The sequence below is a fragment of the Bacteroides sp. OF03-11BH genome (assembly GCF_003604005.1).
Taxonomy (GTDB): domain Bacteria; phylum Bacteroidota; class Bacteroidia; order Bacteroidales; family Bacteroidaceae; genus Bacteroides; species Bacteroides ovatus.
The window spans coordinates 40,352-62,614 of the sequence record NZ_QTMW01000007.1 but is presented as its reverse complement, the minus strand read 5'-3'; the positions used below and the strand labels follow the sequence as shown (position 1 = coordinate 62,614).

The window sequence follows — 22,263 nt, the reverse complement described above, 5'->3', positions numbered from 1 at the left end:
TATGAAGAAACTATATGTAACTCTTTTTTCTGCACTCTTTCTAGGCGGTGCAATCTGTGCAAGTTGTACGGATAAGAAGGATGCTTCTGCTGAAGAAGTGATAAACACTATTCATAAAGTGAATAATTATTGGCAGACGAATCATCCGGAACACGGACGTTCTTTTTGGGATAATGCCGCCTATCACACCGGAAATATGGAAGCTTATTTTTTGACTAAGCAGCCGGAGTACTTGGAATACTCGAAAGCCTGGGCGGAATACAATGAATGGAAAGGGGCAAAATCAGATCATAAGGAAAACTGGAAGTACAGTTACGGTGAAAGTGATGATTATGTGCTTTTCGGTGACTATCAGATTTGTTTTCAGACGTATGCCGATCTCTATAATATGGAACCGGATACACAGAAAATAGCCCGTGCCCGCGAAGTGATGGAATATCAGATGAGTACCCCCAATCATGATTATTGGTGGTGGGCAGATGGCTTATATATGGTCATGCCGGTCATGACAAAGATGTATAACATTACTAAGAATCCGCTCTATTTGGAGAAACTGCATGAATACCTCGCCTATGCTGATAGTATTATGTATGATGAAGAGGCCGGACTTTATTACCGGGATGGAAAATACGTGTATCCTAAACACAAAAGTGTGAACGGCAAAAAGGATTTTTGGGCACGTGGAGACGGCTGGGTATTGGCCGGATTGGCAAAAGTCTTGAAAGAACTTCCTGAAACAGATAAGTATCGTCCGGAATATATAGATCGTTTCCGTACTCTGGCTAAGTCGGTTGCTGCTTGTCAACAGCCGGAAGGTTACTGGACACGCAGTATGCTCGATCCATTGCATGCACCGGGACCGGAAACCAGTGGGACGGCTTTCTTTACCTATGGTTTACAATGGGGAATCAATAACGGTTTCCTAGATGCTGCAGAATATCAGCCGGTGGTTGAAAAAGCATGGAAATATCTCTCAACAGTTGCTTTGCAGCCTGATGGCAAGATTGGTTATGTGCAACCGATTGGTGAGAAAGCGATACCCGGTCAGGTGGTAGACGCAAACTCCACTTCGAATTTTGGAGTAGGTGCGTTTCTATTGGCAGCCTGCGAACGGGTTCGTTATTTGAATAAATAAATACAGGCACGGATTACACGGGTTTCGCAGCTCTTAGAGGCATGCCTTAATATAAGTCAACAGCGTAATCCGTGTAAGCCGTGCCTAAAATTTAATTCAGCATCAAGCTCATATATGGCTTTAACGGCTGAAGTATTCTATTGGTTAATTCGCTAATATTCATCTGTATATGCGTACCGGGCAGTCGCTCGGTACTATACATGCACTTCCCTTTACACAGGTAATAATAACCGTTATTGACAGATAATTGTTTATCCGATAATTCCAACTGCATTTCATCTTCGGGAAAAGCTGCGGCATAGATTTGCAGCACTTCTTTGGCATTGATGATACGTGCCATGCCTAGCGGATGTTGAGGCTGTTTCTCTTCGGGAGGCAAGATTTGAACCATGCACTTATATCCGGTGTGTTGCCGGATAGCATACAACAGGCTATATTCCACATCTTTATTTTCAGCGCAAAGCTCATTGATAATGATATGTTTGTCTCCTTTATATATAATGGTTATTCCTTTGATTTCGTTTTCCTGTCTGGCTACAAATAAATAACCTCCACTAATGGCAAGATCGGTCATAATAACCTGAAAGTCTTCCGATGTGTGCTGAATACAGCAAGCCCGTTCGGAAAGTTTCTTATTCAAATAGGAATAGACCTCCTCCTGATATTCTGAAACAACACTGACCGCTATCTCTTTAGAAGGGATAAACTCGGGCAAAACGATCTCTTTAGTTGAATACTTGAATACCGAAGCATATCCCATACGGGCATAATAATCAAACAACCAGGGTTCTGCCGGTATTAATGTGCTGAAGTGTACTCCATTCCGTAACATCCGGGCGAAAGACTGTGATAAAAGCTCGCGCATGACTCCTTTGCTTCGAAAATCGGGATGCGTACAGGCTCCTGAAATATAGGAGGTCTGTACAGTCTCTCCACCAAAAGTCATCAGATAAGGAAGCATTTGAAGGGCAGAGATTACCTCATCACCACTTTTGATGGCAACGTTCACCTCTGTCTTATAGCGTAGTCTGAAGTACATCTCGACGAATTCTTCACTATCGTCAAAACAGACTTTCCACAATGCTTTTACTTGCTCCTTTATCATCATATTTATAAAGAGTTTACCATTTAACCATATTCATGGGATGCTCTTTGAGACAAGCCATGTATTTTTCCAGAATCGTCACCGGTTGGTAAGACAATTTGGCTTTGCGCAAACCTTCGAGACCTAAATCCTCTTCCCGGTTGATATAGATATATTGTTCGGGAATCCGGTTGGCAAATTCATAATTAATCATGGCATACGCACCTTCAATACTGGTATCCGCTTTTTCTACATGTACGCCGAATGTTTCATGATTGATAGGCATACCGAATGTGAATGCGACAATTTTACCGTTCACATGCAAGATACCTCCCGTCAGTCCGAGTGCCTCGAAGTTGTGGAGAGCATAAATCAGGGCGCGACGTTCGTTGCCTGTCCCCTCCTGTTGGTCACAGTTATTCACTTTACACCACTCTGCTTCCAGATCCAGACATTCCTGAATACGGTCCGGGGTAATCGGTGTGTATTCGTAATCCGGATAAGTGTTGCGGAACCGGTTGATATGATTTCTTTTCGCTTGGAATTTCTTCCCTTTCAGCGTAGATAGATCACTTCTCAAATAAATATAATCCGCATAGTCGCGGTCTTCTGTGAAAGTGAACTGTTCCGGAAGGATAGCTTCGAGATCAGCGCGCATATTGCTGCACACTCCCAGCATACAGAAATGCTGGTTCTCTTTGCGGGCATCTTCTATCAGTTCCCACAATACTGCTTTCAAATCTCCTGTGCCTACGGGCATCATATAAGCAAGTTGTTCTCCCGCCCAGAACTTGAATACCAAAAAGTTGTCGACCACTGCGAATTGAGTGTCATATAAGAACCTCCAACTGCAAAGATTGGAGAATGAAAGATCGCAATTGCGGCGATCACTTTTCATCGTGAATGAGGTGATTGTGTCTTTGTCTGCTAATGTGATATCTTTAAATGGAATCATAAAATTGCTTTTTGCGTTTAACTCTTTATATAACGGAAAATCAAGAGATTTTGTTTTTACAAGACACCTAATAATCGAAGGATCGTAGGTGTGAGCAGTGCAGTGAAGATTCCATTCAGTGTCAGTCCCAGACTGGCGTATGCTCCATATTTGCTGCTGATATCCATTGCGGTGGAAGTTCCGACAGCATGAGCGGCTGTCCCCATCGAAAGCCCTTGGGCGATCGGACTGCCTACACGCATGATTTTCATGGTCTTAAAACCACAGATCGCTCCTAATAAACCTACTGCCACAACAACTGCCGCCGTCAGTGACGGAATACCGCCAATGGCTTTGGTTACTTCCATCGCAATCGGAGTCGTAACCGATTTGGGAGCCAGAGACAGGATTACTTCTTGGGAAGCTCCCATGAACTTCGCAATCAGCACTACTGAAATAACTCCGACAATGCAGCCTGCCAGTTGAGACAGAAGGATAGGCAGTAACTGCTTTTTTATCATTTCCAATTGAAGATATAAAGGTACGCCTAAAGCAACAACAGCCGGGCGGAGCCAGAACTCGATCAAATGTCCTCCTTTATTATAGGTCTCGTATGAGATATTTGTCATTTTAAGGAAGATGATTAATAGGGCGATGGTCAGCAATATAGGATTTAATAATACCAGTCCTGTTTTCTTCTGAAGCAATTTGGCAAAGAAGAAAATCCCGAAGGTGATAGCCAACAGGAAGAAATTATTCTCTAAGAAGCTCATTTGTCTTTATTCGTTAAGTTGATTTTATCTTTAAGGTGCAGTTTCTCCGACAGATGGAAATCCGTCAGGTGAAGTTTGCGCGCCAGCTTAATCTGACGTGCCAGCCTGAACTTGCGGACGATTTGATGTACCCATCCCGTAACGACAAGTACAAGCGCGGTGCTGATAATGGTCGCTGTCACTATCGGCCAGAACTCTGCCGCAATGACATCAAAGTATAGCATAAGAGCCACACCGGGCGGAACGAAAAAGAATCCTAAGTTGGCAACCAGAAAGTCGGACAATCCCTGTACCCAGTGTAACTTAATCCAACCTAATTTTAAAAAGAGGGTGAGCAGCAGCATACCGATGATGCTGGAGGGGAGCTTGATACCCGTAAGATAAACTATTAATTCACCCAAAGCCAAACAGCCAAATAAAATGGCGCACTGACGTATCATAACTAATAACCTATTGATTTTGTTTGAAAACGCTGCAAAGGTATGAAAAATAGGAGTACAGTGTTAAATATTACAATATTTTAGACTTGGAAGAGAAAAATAGGCGAAATTGTAATGTGGATATTGCAAAATTGAGTACTTTTGCACCGCAAATTACAAATTGTAAGGACGTTTTATAATAATATTCAATATATCTATGCTCAATTTAATCAACCAAATCGTGGCGCGTGCGAAAGCAAATCGCCAACGTATTGTTCTTCCGGAAGGAACTGAAGAACGCACATTGAAAGCTGCCAATATGATTTTGACAGACGAAGTAGCCGATCTAATTTTACTGGGTAAACCGGCAGAAATTAATGAACTTGCTGCAAAATGGGGATTGGGAAACATCGGTAAAGCTACTATCATTGATCCTGAAACTTCTCCGAAACACGAAGAATATGCGCAGTTGTTGTGTGAACTTCGTAAAAAGAAGGGGATGACTATCGAAGAAGCCCGCAAGTTAACGAATGATCCTTTATTCTTTGGTTGTTTAATGATTAAGAGCGGTGATGCTGACGGTCAGTTGGCTGGTGCCCGTAACACTACTGGTAATGTATTGCGTCCTGCTTTGCAGATTATCAAGACTGCGCCGGGAATCACTTGCGTGTCTGGTGCTATGTTGCTTTTGACTCATGCTCCTGAATACGGAAAGAATGGCATTTTGGTCATGGGTGACGTTGCTGTAACTCCGGTTCCGGACGCTAATCAGCTGGCACAGATTGCTATTTGTACTGCGCAGACTGCGAAAGCCGTTGCCGGTATTGAAAATCCGAAAGTAGCTCTGTTGAGCTTTTCAACCAAGGGTTCCGCTAAACACGAAGTAGTGGATAAAGTGGTAGAAGCTACTAAGATTGCAAAAGAGATGGCTCCTACTCTTGATTTGGATGGTGAAATGCAGGCTGACGCTGCTCTTGTACCGGAAGTGGGTGCTAGCAAAGCGCCGGGTTCTCCAGTAGCCGGAGAAGCAAATGTGCTGATCGTTCCAAGTTTGGAAGTTGGTAATATTTCTTATAAATTAGTTCAACGTCTGGGACATGCTGACGCTGTTGGTCCGATTCTTCAGGGTATTGCCTGTCCGGTAAACGACTTGTCTCGTGGTTGTTCTATCGAAGATGTATATCGCATGATTGCTATCACAGCTAATCAGGCCATTGCAGCAAAAGCGAATAAATAAGTATTAGATATAAACTATTAAGTATAAATCGACAACGACATGAAGATTCTGGTATTGAACTGCGGAAGTTCATCTATTAAATATAAATTGTTCGATATGACCACCAAAGAGGTGATTGCACAAGGTGGTATCGAAAAAATCGGTCTGAAAGGATCATTCTTGAAACTTACTTTGCCGAATGGTGAAAAGAAAATATTGGAGAAAGATATTCCTGAACATACAGTAGGAGTAGAGTTTATCCTGAACACGCTGATTAATCCTGAATACGGCGCTATTAAATCTTTGGATGAGATCAATGCAGTAGGTCACCGTATGGTACACGGAGGCGAGCGTTTCAGCGAATCTGTATTGCTGAACAAGGAAGTGCTGGAAGCTTTCGCTGCTTGCAATGACTTGGCTCCGCTTCACAATCCTGCTAACTTGAAAGGGGTAAATGCAGTTTCTGCTATTCTTCCTAACATTCCGCAGGTAGGTGTATTCGATACGGCTTTCCATCAGACAATGCCGGATTATGCTTACATGTATGCTATTCCTCACGAACTGTATGAAAAGTATGGTGTACGTCGTTATGGCTTCCACGGAACTTCTCATCGTTATGTGTCAAAACGTGTATGTGAATTCTTGGGTGTAAATCCGGTAGGACAGAAAATTATCACTTGCCACATTGGTAACGGTGGTTCTATCGCTGCTATCAAAGATGGTAAATGTATGGATACTACTATGGGCTTGACTCCATTGGAAGGCTTGATGATGGGTACTCGTAGCGGTGATATTGATGCCGGTGCAGTAACATTTATCATGGAAAAAGAAGGCTTGAACACAACCGGTGTTTCCAATCTGTTGAACAAGAAGAGCGGTGTACTGGGCATTTCGGGTGTATCAAGCGATATGCGTGAACTCTTGGCTGCTTGTGCGGCTGGCAATGAGAAAGCTATCCTTGCAGAGAAGATGTACTATTACCGTATTAAGAAATATATCGGTGCTTATGCTGCTGCATTGGGCGGTGTGGATATTATCCTGTTTACTGGTGGTGTAGGTGAGAACCAGATGGAATGTCGTCGTGAAGTTTGTAAGGATATGGAATTCATGGGTATCGAACTTGATAACGAAGTAAATGCTAAGGTTCGCGGTGAAGAAGCAATCATTTCTACTCCTGCTTCTAAAGTGAAAGTAGTAGTGATCCCAACAGATGAAGAACTGTTGATCGCATCGGATACAATGGATATCCTGAATAAGTAATAATTTTATTGCTGATATACAAAAAAAAGATGGACTCGATTTCGAGTCCATCTTTTTTTTGTCTTACTTTGCATATCAAATAGTTATATCCCGTTTTTGATATGCGTTACTCCGTCATAATTCCCGTTTATAATCGTCCCGATGAAGTGGATGAATTATTGCAAAGTCTTACTGTACAACACTTTAAGGGTTTTGAGGTTGTTGTTGTTGAAGATGGTTCTTCCATTCCCTGTAAAGGAGTAGTAGACCGGTATGCAGATCGGTTGAATATAAAATATTTCTCTAAACCCAATTCCGGTCCGGGACAAACCCGTAATTACGGAGCAGAACGTAGCGAAGGCGAATACCTTATTATATTGGATTCTGATGTCATCCTTCCCGAAGGCTACTTCGATGCGGTAGAGAAGGAGCTCACCACTTCTCCTGCCGATGCTTTTGGTGGCCCCGACCGTGCACACGATTCTTTCACTGATATTCAGAAGGCAATTAACTATTCCATGACCTCTTTCTTCACGACCGGAGGTATCCGTGGCGGAAAAAAGAAGATGGACAAATTCTATCCCCGTAGTTTTAATATGGGAGTTCGCCGGGCAGTGTACGAGGCTTTGGGAGGTTTTTCAAAGATGCGTTTTGGGGAGGATATTGATTTCAGTATCCGTATCTTTAAGAATGGGTACACTTGTCGTCTTTTTCCTGATGCCTGGGTATATCATAAACGTCGGACTGACTTGAAAAAATTCTTCAAGCAGGTGCATAACTCCGGCATTGCCCGTATTAATCTTTATAAGAAATATCCGGATTCTCTGAAACTGGTGCATTTGCTTCCAGCCGTATTTACATTGGGAGTGGCGCTTCTATTATTAGGAACCCCCTTCTGCCTCTTCAGTTTCACGCCTATCATTCTCTATGCATTACTCGTATGCATTGATTCTACTATTCAGAATAAAAGTCTGTCTATTGGCGTTTATTCCATTGCCGCCGCATTTATACAGCTTATCGGCTATGGTACAGGCTTTTGGCGCGCATGGTGGCAGCGTTGTATCAGAGGGAAGGATGAGTTTGAGGCTTTCCAAAAGAATTTTTATAAGTAATCCATTTTTTATTTGCCTATTACCATTCCTATTTTTGTTTAAAAGGAATGTTGTCTGACACCCGGGTGTCAGACAAGTTATACTTTCATGGAAAAAAAGTAATGGATGCAATCGAAGAAATTTTTATAGGCTATATCTTTTTTCATTTAGTGGAGTGCAAATCACATTTCTTATTCTTCCCTTAAACCCCAGCAATTTGTCGCCTATCTGTTTCAATGGGAAGATAAGTGTTTCCTGATACCAAATGCTGTCTTTACGCAGGCTTTTCTGATTGTAAACTACACCGATTCGTCCTTCCAAACGTTCTTGTAGCTCTCCGTTTATGTAAAGTGAGGTCCCTTTGGCATCTCCCTCTACACGAACCTTTGTCCATTTTTCCACAGGCAAACGATAGGAATGGAAGATGAATTCATAGCCGTCGCGCGAGAATGCGAATTTACCCGTATTTTGCCAGTTCGCGGTGAAAACAGAATGGGGACCTTTGAATAAGACCGCATCGATATTGGGCTTTGGATCTGCGTAGATTTCAAATTCCACACTATATGGATAACCGATTTCGGGTATAGAGGTAAGAACCGAGTCGTTACCTTGCAGGATAATTTCCTGGCCGGAAAGCGTTAGGTCTTTTCTGTCATCTATGCTGGCCTGTAGATTTACGCCCGGTGCTTCCGGTGTTGTCCTGCACCACGTTTCGAAGGTTTCAAACGGTATGTTTCTTGTGTTTTCTCCTTTCCAAAGTTTCTCGCTCATAACCTGCATGGCAGGAAAGGTGCGTATATGTACATCCTGTTGGCTGATTCCATTTCCGACACGGTCGTTCCATACAGCAAACATGGCTCCTAATAAATTAGTAGACTGCTCTATCATTTCTCCCTCTTGCATCATTCGTGGTGACCAACTCTCATATATCCATTGATGATCCAGAAAGTTATGGTAGTAATTCACGGCTGGTACGATATATAGAAATGCATCGCATGTATTAATCGCTTTGGCTCCTTCCTGCAGTGCGGTTTCTAAGTCTAGCCAGCTATAATTCCATGCATTGACCGTTTTTCCTTTCAGATTTACGGGGGTATTTCCTTTCATGTGTTTCAGACTTCCCCATAATCGCGGATTTTTTCCATATTTGGTGATATACTTCAGATAGTATTCAGTGAAATAGCGGAATTGTTCCGCTTCTTTGAGGTTGTACTCATCAGTGCCGATATGTACGTCCGGTCCGACAAATATCGGGTGATCTCCCGAGAGATATTCGTCAAACAAAGTATCAAGGAAATCATATACCTCTTTTTTATAGAGGTCGAGATGATCCATACCATATTCTTTTTTGTCGGCTGCCAGTATCGGATTGTAATGAGTGAAAGCGAGTGAGTGTGCCGGAACATCAATTTCTGGGATGATATTGATTCCATATCGTGCGGCCATTTGCTGGAAGTTGCGGAATTCTTCTTTGGTGTAGGAACCATCTTTGGATGTGAGTCCCGGAAAACGGTCGCTTTCCAATCTGAAGGCGGCGTATGTTTTGTTCCAGTCATTATCGAAAAACTCAACGAAACCATTATCATTCAGATGTATTTGCAGTTCATTCATTTTATAGAACGAGAGAATTTTTACGTAATCCTGCAAATAGTCCATTGTGAAAAATTTCCTGGCTACGTCAATCATCAGTCCGCGGTGAGCATACTGCGGATAATCCAATGCTTTTCCTTTCATGAGTCCAAAAGGCTGGTTATGGATCATTTGCAACAGTGTGCGAGTTCCCCAGAATACTCCTTTTACGGTGGAGGCTTCGATGGTTACATGGTTGCGTATATCCAGTTCATAGCTTTCTTCTCCCAATGATGAAGGCGATTTTTTCACTGACAGATAGATAGAATGATTTTTCGGTTTTCCGGAGGTTACCTGATAATTCCAGCCGAACATATCTTTTAAGTCTTTTGCCATTATTTCCGCAGTTTCTTTCAACAGGCTTTCTGCTTCCGGAGCGATTATAATCTTTCCTGTTTCCGGTAGTGTCAGTTTGCCTTTTGCCCCATTCCAATGTTGTAAGGAGGGAATCACCTGCGGGATATCCGTTTGAGCGTATACTGTCATTCCTAATAGTAGTAAGATGGATAAGATGCTTATTCTCTTTTTCATATTTATTAGATGTTTATATATTAATCTTGATAGCGCAAAACTACGATATTTGGAAGTAAAGGGATTCTAAAAATAGACTTATAGCTTCCAAAATTCATTTTTTCAGTTATATAGGAGTATCTTTGTGACTTAATTTGATTAATAATGGAAAGTAAACACAAACTATCCATCAACCAGTGGGCACTGGAAGACCGCCCACGGGAAAAAATGATGGAGAAGGGAGCAGCCGCATTGAGTGATGCCGAACTACTCGCTATATTGATTGGCTCCGGAAATACGGAAGAAAGTGCTGTCGAATTGATGAGACGCCTGCTCCTGTCTTGTGATAACAATCTGAATTCATTGGCAAAATGGGAAGTGTGTGACTATTCCTCTTTCAAAGGTATGGGACCCGCAAAGAGCATTACAGTGATGGCAGCCTTGGAATTAGGCAAACGAAGAAAGCTGCAAGAAACCAAAGAGAGACTTCGAATCACTTGCTCAAAAGATATCTATGATATTTTCCAACCGATCATGTGTGACTTGGAACAGGAAGAATTCTGGGTGCTCCTATTGAACCAGGCAACCAAACTAATTGATAAGGTACGTATAAGTACTGGTGGCATAGACGGAACTTATACCGATGTGCGCACCATTCTCCGGGAAGCATTGCTGCAAAGAGCTACACAAATCGCGGTGGTGCATAACCATCCTTCGGGAAATATTCATCCCAGCCAACCGGACAGGAGTTTGACAGAGCATATCCATAAAGCGGCGGAAACGATGAATATCCGTCTGATAGATCACGTCATCGTTTGTGAAGACGGATTTTTCAGCTTTGCAGATGAGGGCCTACTCTAATTAGTAATACTACCTTATTTAAGTGAGAATATCTTATTTATTCTCACTCCTGCATTCATTTTTATACTGCGTGGGCGTCAAGCCTGTGTACTGTTTGAATGCAGTACTGAAATAACGTAAAGTAGTGAAACCTATCTGATCTGATATTTCAGTAAATGTCAGATCGGTGGTTTTTATCAGAGTAATGGCTTGCTCCAACCTGAATTTGTTGATATAGTCATTTGCCCCCATATCGGTGATAGCCTTCAACTTGTTGTAAAGAGATGTTTTACTCATTCCGATCTCTCTGCAGATAAAAGGAATATCTAAAGACGGATTGCTGATATTCTCGGAAATGAGCTTGTTAAACTTTAACAAGAACGTTTCATCCGCCTGGCTGAAAGTACTCTCCAGCGGTTGAGGGAAGTTGCCTATATGTTGATAGTGCTCTTTCGTTTGCTCCCGGTTGTATAGCCGGTTCTGTATAATCTTAACAAGAGTGTCTATCTCAAAAGGTTTTCCCAGATAAGCGTCCGCCCCGATTTTATACCCATACAGTCGGCTCTGTTCATCATTGCGTGCCGTGAGCAGAATCACAGGAATATGACTGATGCCGATATTCTCTTTTACCGCTTTGCACAGTTCGTATCCATTCATAACCGGCATCATCACATCGCTCACTATAATATCCGGAACTTGCTTTTGCGCTATTTCGAAAGCTTCCTGGCCATCATGTGCTATATAAATTGCTTTGAATAAGGATTTCAATTCTTTGGAGAGGAAATCTGTCAGGTTATGATTGTCGTCTACCAATAGCACTGTGTAATTCTGCGTAGAGAAGTCGAGTGTCTCGGGAGCGTTGATCTCATGATCTACGTCCGGTGTAATCAATTCATTGATGTAAGGTTTCGGCTGGCAGATGACTTCGCCCGACTCCAATCCCAAAGGCAAGTCGAAGAAGAAAGTGGCTCCTCCCGCTTCGTTGTTCATGGCTCCGATTTTACCTTTATGCAATTCTACCAGCATCTTGGCGTATGAAAGTCCGACTCCGCTACCGCCAATTTCCTGCTTGCCTTGATAGAAACGGATGAATACTTTCTCCATGTCTTCCTCTTGCATACCTTCTCCCTGATCCAAAACGGAAACACGGACGTATGAGTCATTTTTGCTGGTACGGATAGTGACGGTTGTGTTTTTAGGACTGTGTTTCAGTGCGTTCGTCAATAAGTTTGTGACTACGATTGTACACATACCCTTGTCAAATACCACCTCTTTTATGCTGTCGTCGAGCTGATAATCTATTTGCACTTCCTGGGCAGCTCCCTCGTCCGTAAAATCGGCACCAATCTCCTTTATCCATGAGTTAAATGGATAGGCTTGGAGTTTCAACTTGGTTTCTCCTACTTCCATCTTACGTACGTCCAGCACCATGTTGATAAGATCTTTCATCCGTTGAGCCTGTTTATGTATATTCTTCAACGGTGGATAAATGGCATCTGTAGAAGGAAGTGTCTTTAATATGCGGCTTAGCGGGGCATATATGAGTGTGAGCGGAGTTCGCAGTTCATGGCTGATATTAATCAGAAAACGAACTTTTTCTTCATACACATTCTGCTCGTGTTCTTTCATCATCCATTTCATCTTGTTTTCTTTGCGTCGAAGCAGAACGAAAACAATTTGTACCACAATGCCTATGCAAGCAATGATGCAGAGAGAAACGAACCACCAGCTTCTGTACCAGGGTGGCAGTACGTTTAATGTGAAAAGAAACTGGGGAGTTGTTTCATTTCCTTCCTGTGTGTTACAGCTCACCATGATGGGATAACTTCCCGGAGCAAGAGATGGGATCATCAATTCAGGGTTGTAGCCTTCGGTTTTAAGGTCTCCCATTTGGAAATGATAGACTTTGAGCCGGAGAATGTCCGCACCATAAGTCATGACACGGATCTTAATGTTTTTACTGTTCCAGGGGATGGATATCTTGTCTTGATTGAGCTGATACATCCTGTTCTCTCCGTTTATGGTTAGTTCGGCAAGGCGTATTTCCGGAGAGTCACTACTCTTTTCTATTTGAGTGTCTGCATTGATACATAGTAATCCTTTTACACCTCCCATATAGATGTTGCCTTTGGGGGAAATGAGACGGGGCTCGGCCAAGCATTCATTGGGGGAAATTCCATCCGCTTCTCCGAACCATACAAAACGTTTGGTATCGGTGAGCCATATAAAGAGTTTCTGTTCAGCTCCTATCCACACTTTTCCTTTATTGTCGCATAACACGGTATTTACTTCATTAAATAAGGTGGTAGGAATTCTTTCGAATTTGCGGGTATCAGGGTGATAGGTGTACAGGCCACGGGTGCCTGCAATCCAGAATACGCCCTTGTCATCCCTGGATACAGCATTGAAGAATCCCTGTGGAGCACTTGCAAATATCTCCACTGTGTCTTTTTTACGATCCAGTCTATATATATTATAAGGATCGTTCAGGTAAATGGCAGTGGAATCATATCCAATGGAACTCAACAAGCCTTTTATTTTCACTTCTTTGGCACAAGGGACAGGAGTGAGTTGCCGGGTGGAAGTATGGTAGCGGTAAGGAGGCGAACTTAATATTAAGATCGAATTGGGAGTATCCCGGTATAAGTTGATTGGCTGTCCGCTATAGCGGATGTGATGCTCTAATGAAGGGCTCATAATAGCGAAAGGACGCTTCTTTCCTGTCTTTTTATCGAATATGAAGATACCTTTGGAAAAGGCAGATACTAACAATTCGTTGGGTGTGAAGTCGGTGATGGAGACCATCTTGTCTCCCCAAGTGTCGGGATAGTGCACAAATGTTTCTGTAGAAGGAATGAATTTATTGATACCTCCTCCGTCCGTAGCGATCCAGAGTTCTTCGGAAGCCGGTTCCTGATATAGTTGTAATACCGTACTTTGACTTAATCCTTTGTTGTGCCCTAACACAACATTAGTGTAAGTTCTCATGGATACTTCACGAATGTTGATAACCCCTTCACGTTTACTTCCCGCCCATATATTTCCGGCAGAGTCGCTATGCAGGCAGAGTATTGTATTTGTGGGAAGGGAATGATTATCTCCGGAGATATGTTCGAGTACGGTAATATTGCCGGTTGTGGGATCGAGGATATTGATACCTCCCCCGTCTGTTCCCATCCATATTTTTTGTTTGAATTCGGTCATGCACAATACGATGTCACTGCTCAAACGGGAGTTTTGAGTGGTATAGCTGGCTATCAATTTTCCCTGGGCGGAGAAACACTTGACGCCATTGTTGTAGGTTGACAGCCATATTCTTTGTTGGGAGTCTATGATGATTCCTACGTTGTCGTTCCCGTATTGGAAAGGAAATGGGGTTATCTCGAAATTCTTGAGGTTCATTTGCAGTATTCCCTGTTGCCAGCTTAGACACAATATGGTATCGGGTTTCCACATTTGTATGGATCGTATAATGAACGGCTCGTCGGTCTTGAATTCCCGTATGAGAGAAATCGTGTTGGTGGCATAAGAATATTTATATATCTTGTTGATCCCTCCGAACAGAAGCCCGTCTGCTATTTTGCAGATCGATTTGGCAATGATGGGCTGATTATTTAGTTTGGGGATAAAGAAGTTGTCGTGAATAAGAGAATAACGGGCGATTCCTGTGGTGGTCAGTATCCAGGTTGTCTGCTGATTATCTTCAATAATTTGCAGGATACTGTCATTAGGCAGGGAATTTTCATTATCAGGTTGTGCGGTGTACTTTTTGAGTTCCGTTCCATCAAATCTGATTAGTCCTGTCGGAGTACCGATCCAGATGAATCCCTTTTGTTCGGTATAGATACAGCTGATGATAGACGGCATTCCGTTTTGGGAACCAATCAGTTTAAAGTCGTAATGGTTACCTATACTTATTGCTGGAAATGTGCCTACGATAAGAAAAGCCAGTAAGCAGAAAAAGTGTTTTATCCAAATACTTTTTTTCATCAGTCAAGATTATTAAGGGGAGATTAGTGAAACAAAAGTATGATTAATTCCGCTAAAACAAAAGAAATATTTCCAAAAACCGCCACAAAGACGTTCAAAAACGGAATATGGATGTTTTTGGAAACATTTTGGCGATTTTATGAACTCGCCATTCTGCCAATCAATCTATTTTTGTGGTGTATTTCAATGCCGGATAGTGTGGGCTATTGGCAAATGGAACTCAAAAAAACTTTTAGTATTAACTTTAATATAATGTTATGAAGAAAATGCAGATTAGGATGCAACTGGTGTGTCTCTTTTCAATGCTTTTACTGTTCTTCCCTGTGGAGCTCTTTGCTCAACAGGGCACTATCACTGGTAAGGTGGTAGACGAACGTGGCGAGTCCGTAATCGGAGCAACCGTTATGGTGAAAGGTTCTACTGATGGTACCATTACCGATTTGGATGGAAACTTTAAAATTAACGGTAAAGTAGGTACAACGATAACTGTCAGCTATGTGGGCTATGCTCCTTTGGAAGTGAAAATCACTAAGCTAACAGGAAATCGGTTCGTGATGAAGGAAGACTCCAAAACTTTAGATGAAGTGGTGGTAGTCGGTATGGGAACACAGAAACGTAATACTATTACAGCGGCTGTAGCAACAGTTAATGCGGATGCAATCGCTACCCGTCCTGTGACGGATGTAACCAGCGCCTTACAAGGTAATGTGGCTGGTTTGAACTTTGCTTCGGATGCTTCTGAAAGCGGTACCGGTGGTGAAGTTGGCGGAGAAATCAAATTTAATATTCGCGGTATCGGTTCTATTAATGGTGGAGAGCCTTATGTATTGGTGGATGGTGTGGAACAGAGCTTGCAGAATGTAAATCCTGCCGATATAGAAAGTATCAGTGTATTGAAAGATGCTTCTGCAGCAGCCGTGTATGGTGCTCGTGCTGCGTATGGTGTGGTGTTAGTAACGACCAAGAGCGGTAAACAGGATAAAGCCCGGGTGACTTATCGCGGTTCTGTGGGTATGAGTGCACCTATCAACATGCCCGAGATGATGAACTCTGTAGAGTTTGCCAATTATAAAAATGCGTACCGTTCGGCAATTGGTGAGTCTCCATACTTCTCACAGGAGACTATTGATTTGATGAATCAGTTTTTGCAGAACCCCTATGGTGAAGGTCTGCTCGGTATTACCGCCAATCAGGAGAATACCGGTTGGCGTGGCGGTGAATCGCAGTATGCCAATACCGACTGGTTTGATTATTTCTATAAAAACAAATCTTTGCGTCATTCACACAATCTAAGTATCTCCGGTGGATCGGACAAAGTGACTTATTATGTCGGTCTGGGTTATACTTACCAGGGTGGTTTGCTGGATCGTGTAGAAGACTCTCTGGATAAATACAACGTGAATACCAAATTTCAGATCAAGCCGAATGACTGGTTGAAGTTTAACTTCAATAACAATATCACGTTGAATCTGATTTCCCGCCCGCTCCCCGATATGTCTATTCTTTATCATCAGATAGCTCGTTCGCAGCCTAATATGGTGACTGAAGTTCCTATTTCCGGGCTTTATAATCTTCCTTCATGGAATGAAGCTTTGTATCTGGACAATGTGGGCTATTCGCAGAACCGCATTTCTGATGCCATGACTTTTGCAGCTACTGTTACGCCTCTGAAAGGCTGGGACATTATCGGAGAGATGAAAGTTCGTTTTGATGTGCAGAATGATGAATTCTTGCAGAAGCAGCCCCGTACCACACGGCCCGACGGAACCATAGAGAATGTTACCGCTCCCCGGCAGGGATATTCTTATCCCGGTATCGAATATTCGAATTCTTTGTGGGGATCAATGACTCGTGGAAATCAATTCAACTATTATTTGTCTCCCAGTGTGTCGTCTTCATATACGAATCAATGGGGTGACCATTTCTTTAAGGCAATGGCCGGTTTCCAGATGGAAGTGCAGCAAAACTCAAGCATGTATGCGTATAAAGACGGAGTGATGAGCGATGATACATTCTCTTTTGACAATGCAAACGGAAAAGCCTATAATAGTGAAGCGCGTGACCATTGGGCAACCATGGGATTCTATACCCGTTTGAACTGGAACTACCAGAATGTCTATTTTCTGGAATTTAGCGGACGTTATGATGGTTCGTCACGTTTCGCTTCCGGCAATCGTTGGGGATTTTTCCCTTCTTTCTCTGCCGGTTATGACATTGCCCGTACCGACTACTTCAAGCAATGGAGCTTGCCTGTTTCACAGTTGAAAGTGCGTTTGTCTTACGGACGTTTAGGCAATCAGAATGGAGCCGGACTATATGATTATCTGAACTTCATGACATTGAGACCGGACTATTCAAATGCATGGTTGCTTTCCGGTGTCACTTCGGCTACTCCGGTACGTGGTACAGTCACTTTAACACCTTCTATGGTAAGCCCGTACATTACATGGGAAAAAGTGGATAATGCCAACTTAGGTTTCGACCTGACTTTGCTTAACAATCGTTTGACGATTACGGCGGATATTTACCAACGTACGACCAAAGACATGATTGGCCCGGCTGAAGCAATTCCTGATATTGGCGGTATTGCTGTTGACCAACGTGCTAAAGTAAATAATGCAACACTACGTAACCGTGGATGGGAATTGTCGGTTAACTGGTCTGACCAGCTGAAGAATGGTTTCAGTTATGGAATCGGTTTCAATATCTTTGACTACAAAGCAGTGGTAACCAAATACAATAATCCGGAAGGATTGATTTATAACAACCACACCGGTCTGGTTCGTAACAAAGGTTATTACCAGGGAATGGATTTAGGTGAAATCTGGGGATATGAAGCAAATGATCTGTTTCTCACCAACCAGGAAGTGGATGAATATCTGAGAGGAGTAGACATGTCTTTCTTCAAACCGAATAAGGATTGGCAACGTGGTGATTTGAAATATATCGATTCGAACGGTGATGGTAAAATTGATCCGGGTTCGGGTACATTGAAAGATCACGGTGATTTGAAAATTATCGGTAATACGACTCCTCGTTACTCCTTCGGTCTGAACTTACATGCCGGTTATAAAGGTTTTGAAGTTTCCGCATTGTTCCAGGGAGTCATGAAACGTGATTTCCCGATGGCTGCAAGTACTTATCTGTTTAGCGGTGATTCCAACTTCTTTAAAGAACATTTGGATTATTATAATGTGTACAACCCGGGGGCTTACCTGCCGCGTCTGACAAAACCCGACAGTCCTGAATATAATGCGAACGTAGGTTACAACACTTCACGTTATTTATTGAACGCAGCTTATATGCGACTCAAAAACTTGATGATTTCTTATAACTTCCAGCCTAAACTGGTTAAGAAGATGGGATTGGAGAACTTGAAAGTGTATTTCACTTGTGATAATCTCTTCACGATTGACAATTTGCCGGACGTATTCGATCCTGAAACCTTGAATCAGGTAAATACATGGGCTGGGGGTAGTAACGAAACTGCTCCGGGATTGACTTCCCCAATGAAGCAAAATGGTAACGGAAAGGTATATCCGTTGAATAAAAACTACGTATTTGGTATTGAATTTACCTTTTAAACCATAAGATATGAAAAGAATATATATAATGGCTTTTGTAGCCGCTTCAATATTACCATTTTCATCCTGTTCTGATTTTCTGGATAGGGAACCGATAACCAAGCCGGAAGCCGGTAATTTTCTGACAGGTGCCATACAGGTTGAAAACTATATTAACGGACTATATATGACGTTGCCGTCTTTTAGTAAGTTCGGTTTGGGAGTTCGCAGTGAAGAAAAGAATAGTGACAATATTATTGCAGAAAAGTATGATGCCCGTTTGCATGGACAGAATAACCAGTTTAGCGGAGCTTCCGATTGGCAGACTGGTTATCAGAACCTGCGTAAAGTGAACTATTTTTTCCATAATTATAAAGTACCCGAAGCACAGGAAAACGAAGATGTACTGTCGTTGAAAGGGGAGGCTTACTTTTTACGTGCCTATTGGCATTTCGATTTATTGAAGAAATTCGGTTCTATTCCGGTAATGGATGCTTTTTGGGATGAGAATGCGACAATCGCAGGATTACAGATTCCCGCAAAGACACGTAATGAGGTAGCCCGATTTATTTTGAGTGATTTGGTTGAGGCGAAGAATCTGTTGCATTCGCGCGGTAAATATTCCGGAATTCGTATCAATAAAGAAGCTGCCATGGTTTTGGCAATGAATGTGGCGTTGTATGAAGGAACTTGGGAAAAGTATCACAGCAGCGATGATTTTGCATCTTCCACTAACGAATCAAATTATTTCTTGGGTGAAGTTATTAACTGGGGAAATGAACTGTTCGGTTGTGGCATTGATCTGTATAAAACCGGGCAAAATCCGGGAGATGCTTTTGCGGCATTGTTCAATAGCAAAGATTTGTCAGGAATGGGCGAAGTGCTATTGTGGAGGAAATATTCGAGTGATGAAGGAGTCTTTCATGATGTCAACGGTAATCTGAAGGCAGGTGTTGTCGACTCGGAAGGAGCTGCCGGAATTACTCAAAGCCTGGTGGATAATTATCTGAATGCCGATGGAACATTTATTGATCCGACAAATGAGAAATTTAAGGATTTTAAGGAAACATTTGAAGGCCGTGACCCTAGATTGATTCAAACGGTGATGAATGAAGGTGCCAAATTTGCTTCTGCCACTACTGCGACCCCAATGCATCTGGAAGAATATACGGATGAGAAGAAGAATACTATTAGTCCTCCTAAATTGGCAGGAGATGGAAACACACGTTCTTTGACGGGTTATCACATCCGTTTGGGAATAGATACCACCTTTGTAAGTGGTAATGGTGAGACTGCTTTACCTATTATTCGTTATGCCGAAGGTCTTTTGGCTTATGCAGAAGCTGCTGCTGAACTGGAAATGTGGAGCGATGATATAGCGAATAAGACATTGAAAGCGCTTCGTGAACGTGCAGGAGTGAAATATCTGGCACCGGCAAAGGATGCTAATTTCACCGATTTCGGTTATACATTGACTCCTGTTTTACAGGAAATCCGTCGTGAACGCCGTTCTGAACTTGCTTTGCAAGGTTTCCGGCTGGATGATCTCATGCGTTGGAAAGCCGATAAACTGATTGTTGGAAAGCGTGGTAAAGGTGCTTATGTAGGTGATGAATCTATTTTATTCAAATCTTACAGTCCGGATAATCAGAAAAGAATCAGAGAGCGTCTGACCCTTGATGATAACAAATGGGCGGATCCGATGGCCGGGACTCTGCCAAGCGGATATCAATTCCATGCAGATAGGGATTATCTGTTACCGATCCCTCCTTCAGAATTGGAATTGAACAAAAAGTTGAAACAAAACCCGAAATGGTAATCATTAATAATGATATAATAGGATAGATTATGAAGAAATATTTCTATAGATTATTACCAATTTGCCTGTTTATCCTTGTAATGACAGGCTGTAATGACACCGAGACGGTTATCTCTATCGGAGAAGCCCGGAATCTGGTGGCCGAAATCAGTACTCAAAGTGCTGCTATCGGAGATAATGTGACCTTTACTGTGAAGGTAGATCAGCAAGACAATCAGTTGGCACTCGAAGAAGATATAGACGTTGTTCTGACTTTTGCAGGTAAGAATGTAGAAGGAAAGGATGTCCCTGTATCTGATGTCTTTGAAGGCTTTGCCGGTCATCTTTTTATGAAGAAAGGTGAGAAACAGGGATTTACCGAATTTAAGGTAAAGAACGATCTGGCTAAATATCCTATATCGGGTACTATCACCGCTTATGTCAGAGGATACAAGATCAATGCGGCTGAACGTCCGATTGTGGTATCTGATAAACACTACACCATCTTGTCATTGAAGAACAATTCGGACAATACGGTGAAAGAGTATGGCTCATTTATTCTGGTCGCTACGGTAGGAGCGTCAGCTAAGGAAGATGTAGTCGTTCATATTGATGCGGGTGAAGATGCGGATAAATATGAGAATCTGCCGAGCGAATTGGTGGTGAAAGCCGGGTATAAAACAGCTGAATCTGAACTTATATGGGTGAAAGGAGAGAAAGGACCGAATACTTTCACTTCTGTGTCTATGTCTTTTGCTACCGATTCTGAAATTCATCCGGTATATGGGGACGAGTTGGAAATTAAGGTTACTGATACGGATGCAGGTTTGACTCCGGGCACCGAGTTAACCAATGAGCAATGGGTTTATACAGATCCGGATCAGATATTTGTATCAGCCAGCAATAAAAAGGCTGTAGAAAAATGGGATGAGGTCAGAGCTGCGTCAGCACTATTGATAAAGGAGGGTGATCCGCATCCGAATGAAGCGTTAGCTGCTGAAGGATGGACATTCCTGAATTCTTATGAGTTCCATCCGATTGATGCTTTGACAGAAGGTACCGGACTCCCCAATCAGTATGGTAATCGTCCTCCACGTTTTATGGCGGCACAGAATGTGGCTAACACACAGAAAGTACAAGCGGTTGTAAATGAGAAATATGCAACGATGACTCAAGATGGATATTTGAAAATGTGGTGTGCGTATGATCCGGGAATCAGTGTGACAGGGGAAATTACGGGAACAAGAGATTTTGGAGTTTCCTCCCTCTATGCAAGTAAGTTTGATGGTGTGCCTACGGGTGCTGATTCTTGGGAATCCAGCAATGTACGCGTTTTGCCGGGCACTCGTGTGGAAGTTAGAATCCGTGTGCGTGGAAAGAAACACTCTTTCAACTCGGCAGTCTGGTTCCAAGGAAATATCAGAGGTGTGCAATGGTCTACCTATGGTGAGGTTGATCTTCTGGAAAATCCGGCTACCAATGCGAATCCGAATGGCGCTTGGCAGACTTTCCACTGGAATGATATATCCACTTCATCCGGTGATAAGTATAAACCGTCTTCAGGACAGTTGATAATATCGGATATGGATGAATTCGATATCTATTGGATGGAATGGAGAGATAATAACGAGATTGCTTTAGGTATTAATGGTAAAGAGAATGTACGCATGAGGACTGACGGCAGCTATACCGGAATAGCTAATGGAACGGCTTCATGGAACTCGTCTACACATTGGCCGTTTACGGACAAATACAATACGGAAGGGTTACATTTACTATTGACATTTGCCGGATGTAATGAATGGGCGCTTGGTGACGCTGCGGCAGAACAGGCTGCTAAAGATGGTAGTTGGGCAAACGACTTTAAGCATATTTCTTATCAGGAAAGTAAGTCTAGCAATGATACGCCACGTATGGAAATCGACTGGATACGTTTCTATAAGAAGCCAACCTACGACTATTTTGGAAGTGGTACTCCAACGCGTAACAAACCAATGTATTAATGGTTGTTGAAATAAAGATATTTAATCGAACAAACTTTT

At 42.5% G+C, this 22,263-nt stretch carries 14 protein-coding genes; 8 read left to right on the top strand and 6 right to left on the bottom strand.

What is annotated here, in order from left to right; translation table 11 throughout:
* Window position 1: 1 nt before the first annotated feature.
* On the top strand, window positions 2-1,135 hold the full coding sequence (locus DXA54_RS07375) for a glycoside hydrolase family 88 protein (RefSeq protein ID WP_004305060.1): 1,134 nt from the start codon (window positions 2-4) through the stop codon (window positions 1,133-1,135).
* Window positions 1,136-1,226: 91 nt separating this feature from the next.
* On the opposite strand, the gene DXA54_RS07370 is transcribed toward DXA54_RS07375, so the two are convergent.
* Genes DXA54_RS07370 through DXA54_RS07355 form a run of 4 tightly spaced genes read right to left on the bottom strand, consistent with a single transcriptional unit; the run spans window position 1,227 to window position 4,366 of the window.
* Window positions 1,227-2,243, bottom strand: coding sequence for a GNAT family N-acetyltransferase (locus DXA54_RS07370; protein WP_120079144.1), 1,017 nt, complete (start codon window positions 2,241-2,243; stop codon window positions 1,227-1,229).
* Between the two features lie 13 nt (window positions 2,244-2,256).
* Window positions 2,257-3,174, bottom strand: coding sequence for a DUF2156 domain-containing protein (locus DXA54_RS07365; protein WP_008649570.1), 918 nt, complete (start codon window positions 3,172-3,174; stop codon window positions 2,257-2,259).
* Window positions 3,175-3,230: 56 nt separating this feature from the next.
* On the bottom strand, window positions 3,231-3,926 hold the full coding sequence (locus DXA54_RS07360; protein WP_004305057.1) for an LrgB family protein: 696 nt from the start codon (window positions 3,924-3,926) through the stop codon (window positions 3,231-3,233).
* Window positions 3,923-4,366 carry a CidA/LrgA family protein gene (locus DXA54_RS07355; RefSeq protein WP_004305056.1) on the bottom strand — a complete coding sequence of 148 codons (444 nt, stop codon included), beginning with the start codon at window positions 4,364-4,366 and terminating at the stop codon, window positions 3,923-3,925. Before DXA54_RS07355 ends, DXA54_RS07360 begins: the two co-directional genes overlap by 4 nt.
* 196 nt (window positions 4,367-4,562) lie before the next feature.
* Here DXA54_RS07355 and pta point away from each other — a divergent pair, with 196 nt between their 5' ends.
* The 3 genes from pta (at window position 4,563) to DXA54_RS07340 (ending at window position 7,912) form a co-directional block, all read left to right on the top strand.
* A complete protein-coding gene (gene pta / locus DXA54_RS07350) occupies window positions 4,563-5,582 on the top strand; it encodes a phosphate acetyltransferase (RefSeq protein ID WP_004305055.1) in 1,020 nt (339 codons plus the stop codon).
* Window positions 5,583-5,621: 39 nt separating this feature from the next.
* Window positions 5,622-6,821: an acetate kinase gene (locus DXA54_RS07345; protein WP_004305054.1), complete on the top strand. Its 1,200-nt coding sequence runs from the start codon at window positions 5,622-5,624 to the stop codon at window positions 6,819-6,821.
* A gap of 101 nt (window positions 6,822-6,922) precedes the next feature.
* Window positions 6,923-7,912 carry a glycosyltransferase gene (locus tag DXA54_RS07340; protein WP_004305053.1) on the top strand — a complete coding sequence of 330 codons (990 nt, stop codon included), beginning with the start codon at window positions 6,923-6,925 and terminating at the stop codon, window positions 7,910-7,912.
* Between the two features lie 123 nt (window positions 7,913-8,035).
* Here the strand turns inward: DXA54_RS07340 and DXA54_RS07335 are convergent, their stop codons facing one another.
* Complete coding sequence (locus tag DXA54_RS07335; protein ID WP_004310642.1) at window positions 8,036-10,051, bottom strand: family 20 glycosylhydrolase; 2,016 nt, start codon at window positions 10,049-10,051, stop codon at window positions 8,036-8,038.
* 144 nt (window positions 10,052-10,195) lie between these two features.
* Here DXA54_RS07335 and radC point away from each other — a divergent pair, with 144 nt between their 5' ends.
* Window positions 10,196-10,891 (top strand): RadC family protein, encoded by a 696-nt coding sequence (gene radC, locus DXA54_RS07330; protein WP_004299741.1) that lies wholly within the window; start codon window positions 10,196-10,198, stop codon window positions 10,889-10,891.
* 33 nt (window positions 10,892-10,924) lie between these two features.
* On the opposite strand, the gene DXA54_RS07325 is transcribed toward radC, so the two are convergent.
* A complete protein-coding gene (locus DXA54_RS07325; protein WP_120079143.1) occupies window positions 10,925-14,860 on the bottom strand; it encodes a response regulator in 3,936 nt (1,311 codons plus the stop codon).
* Between the two features lie 257 nt (window positions 14,861-15,117).
* Here DXA54_RS07325 and DXA54_RS07315 point away from each other — a divergent pair, with 257 nt between their 5' ends.
* Genes DXA54_RS07315 through DXA54_RS07305 form a run of 3 tightly spaced genes read left to right on the top strand, consistent with a single transcriptional unit; the run spans window position 15,118 to window position 22,224 of the window.
* Window positions 15,118-18,444, top strand: a complete 3,327-nt coding sequence (locus DXA54_RS07315; RefSeq protein WP_120079142.1) for a SusC/RagA family TonB-linked outer membrane protein — start codon at window positions 15,118-15,120, stop codon at window positions 18,442-18,444.
* Window positions 18,445-18,454: 10 nt separating this feature from the next.
* Window positions 18,455-20,242, top strand: coding sequence for a RagB/SusD family nutrient uptake outer membrane protein (locus DXA54_RS07310; RefSeq protein WP_004299745.1), 1,788 nt, complete (start codon window positions 18,455-18,457; stop codon window positions 20,240-20,242).
* Window positions 20,243-20,271: 29 nt separating this feature from the next.
* Complete coding sequence (locus tag DXA54_RS07305; RefSeq protein WP_008649571.1) at window positions 20,272-22,224, top strand: DUF5006 domain-containing protein; 1,953 nt, start codon at window positions 20,272-20,274, stop codon at window positions 22,222-22,224.
* Window positions 22,225-22,263: the final 39 nt, after the last annotated feature.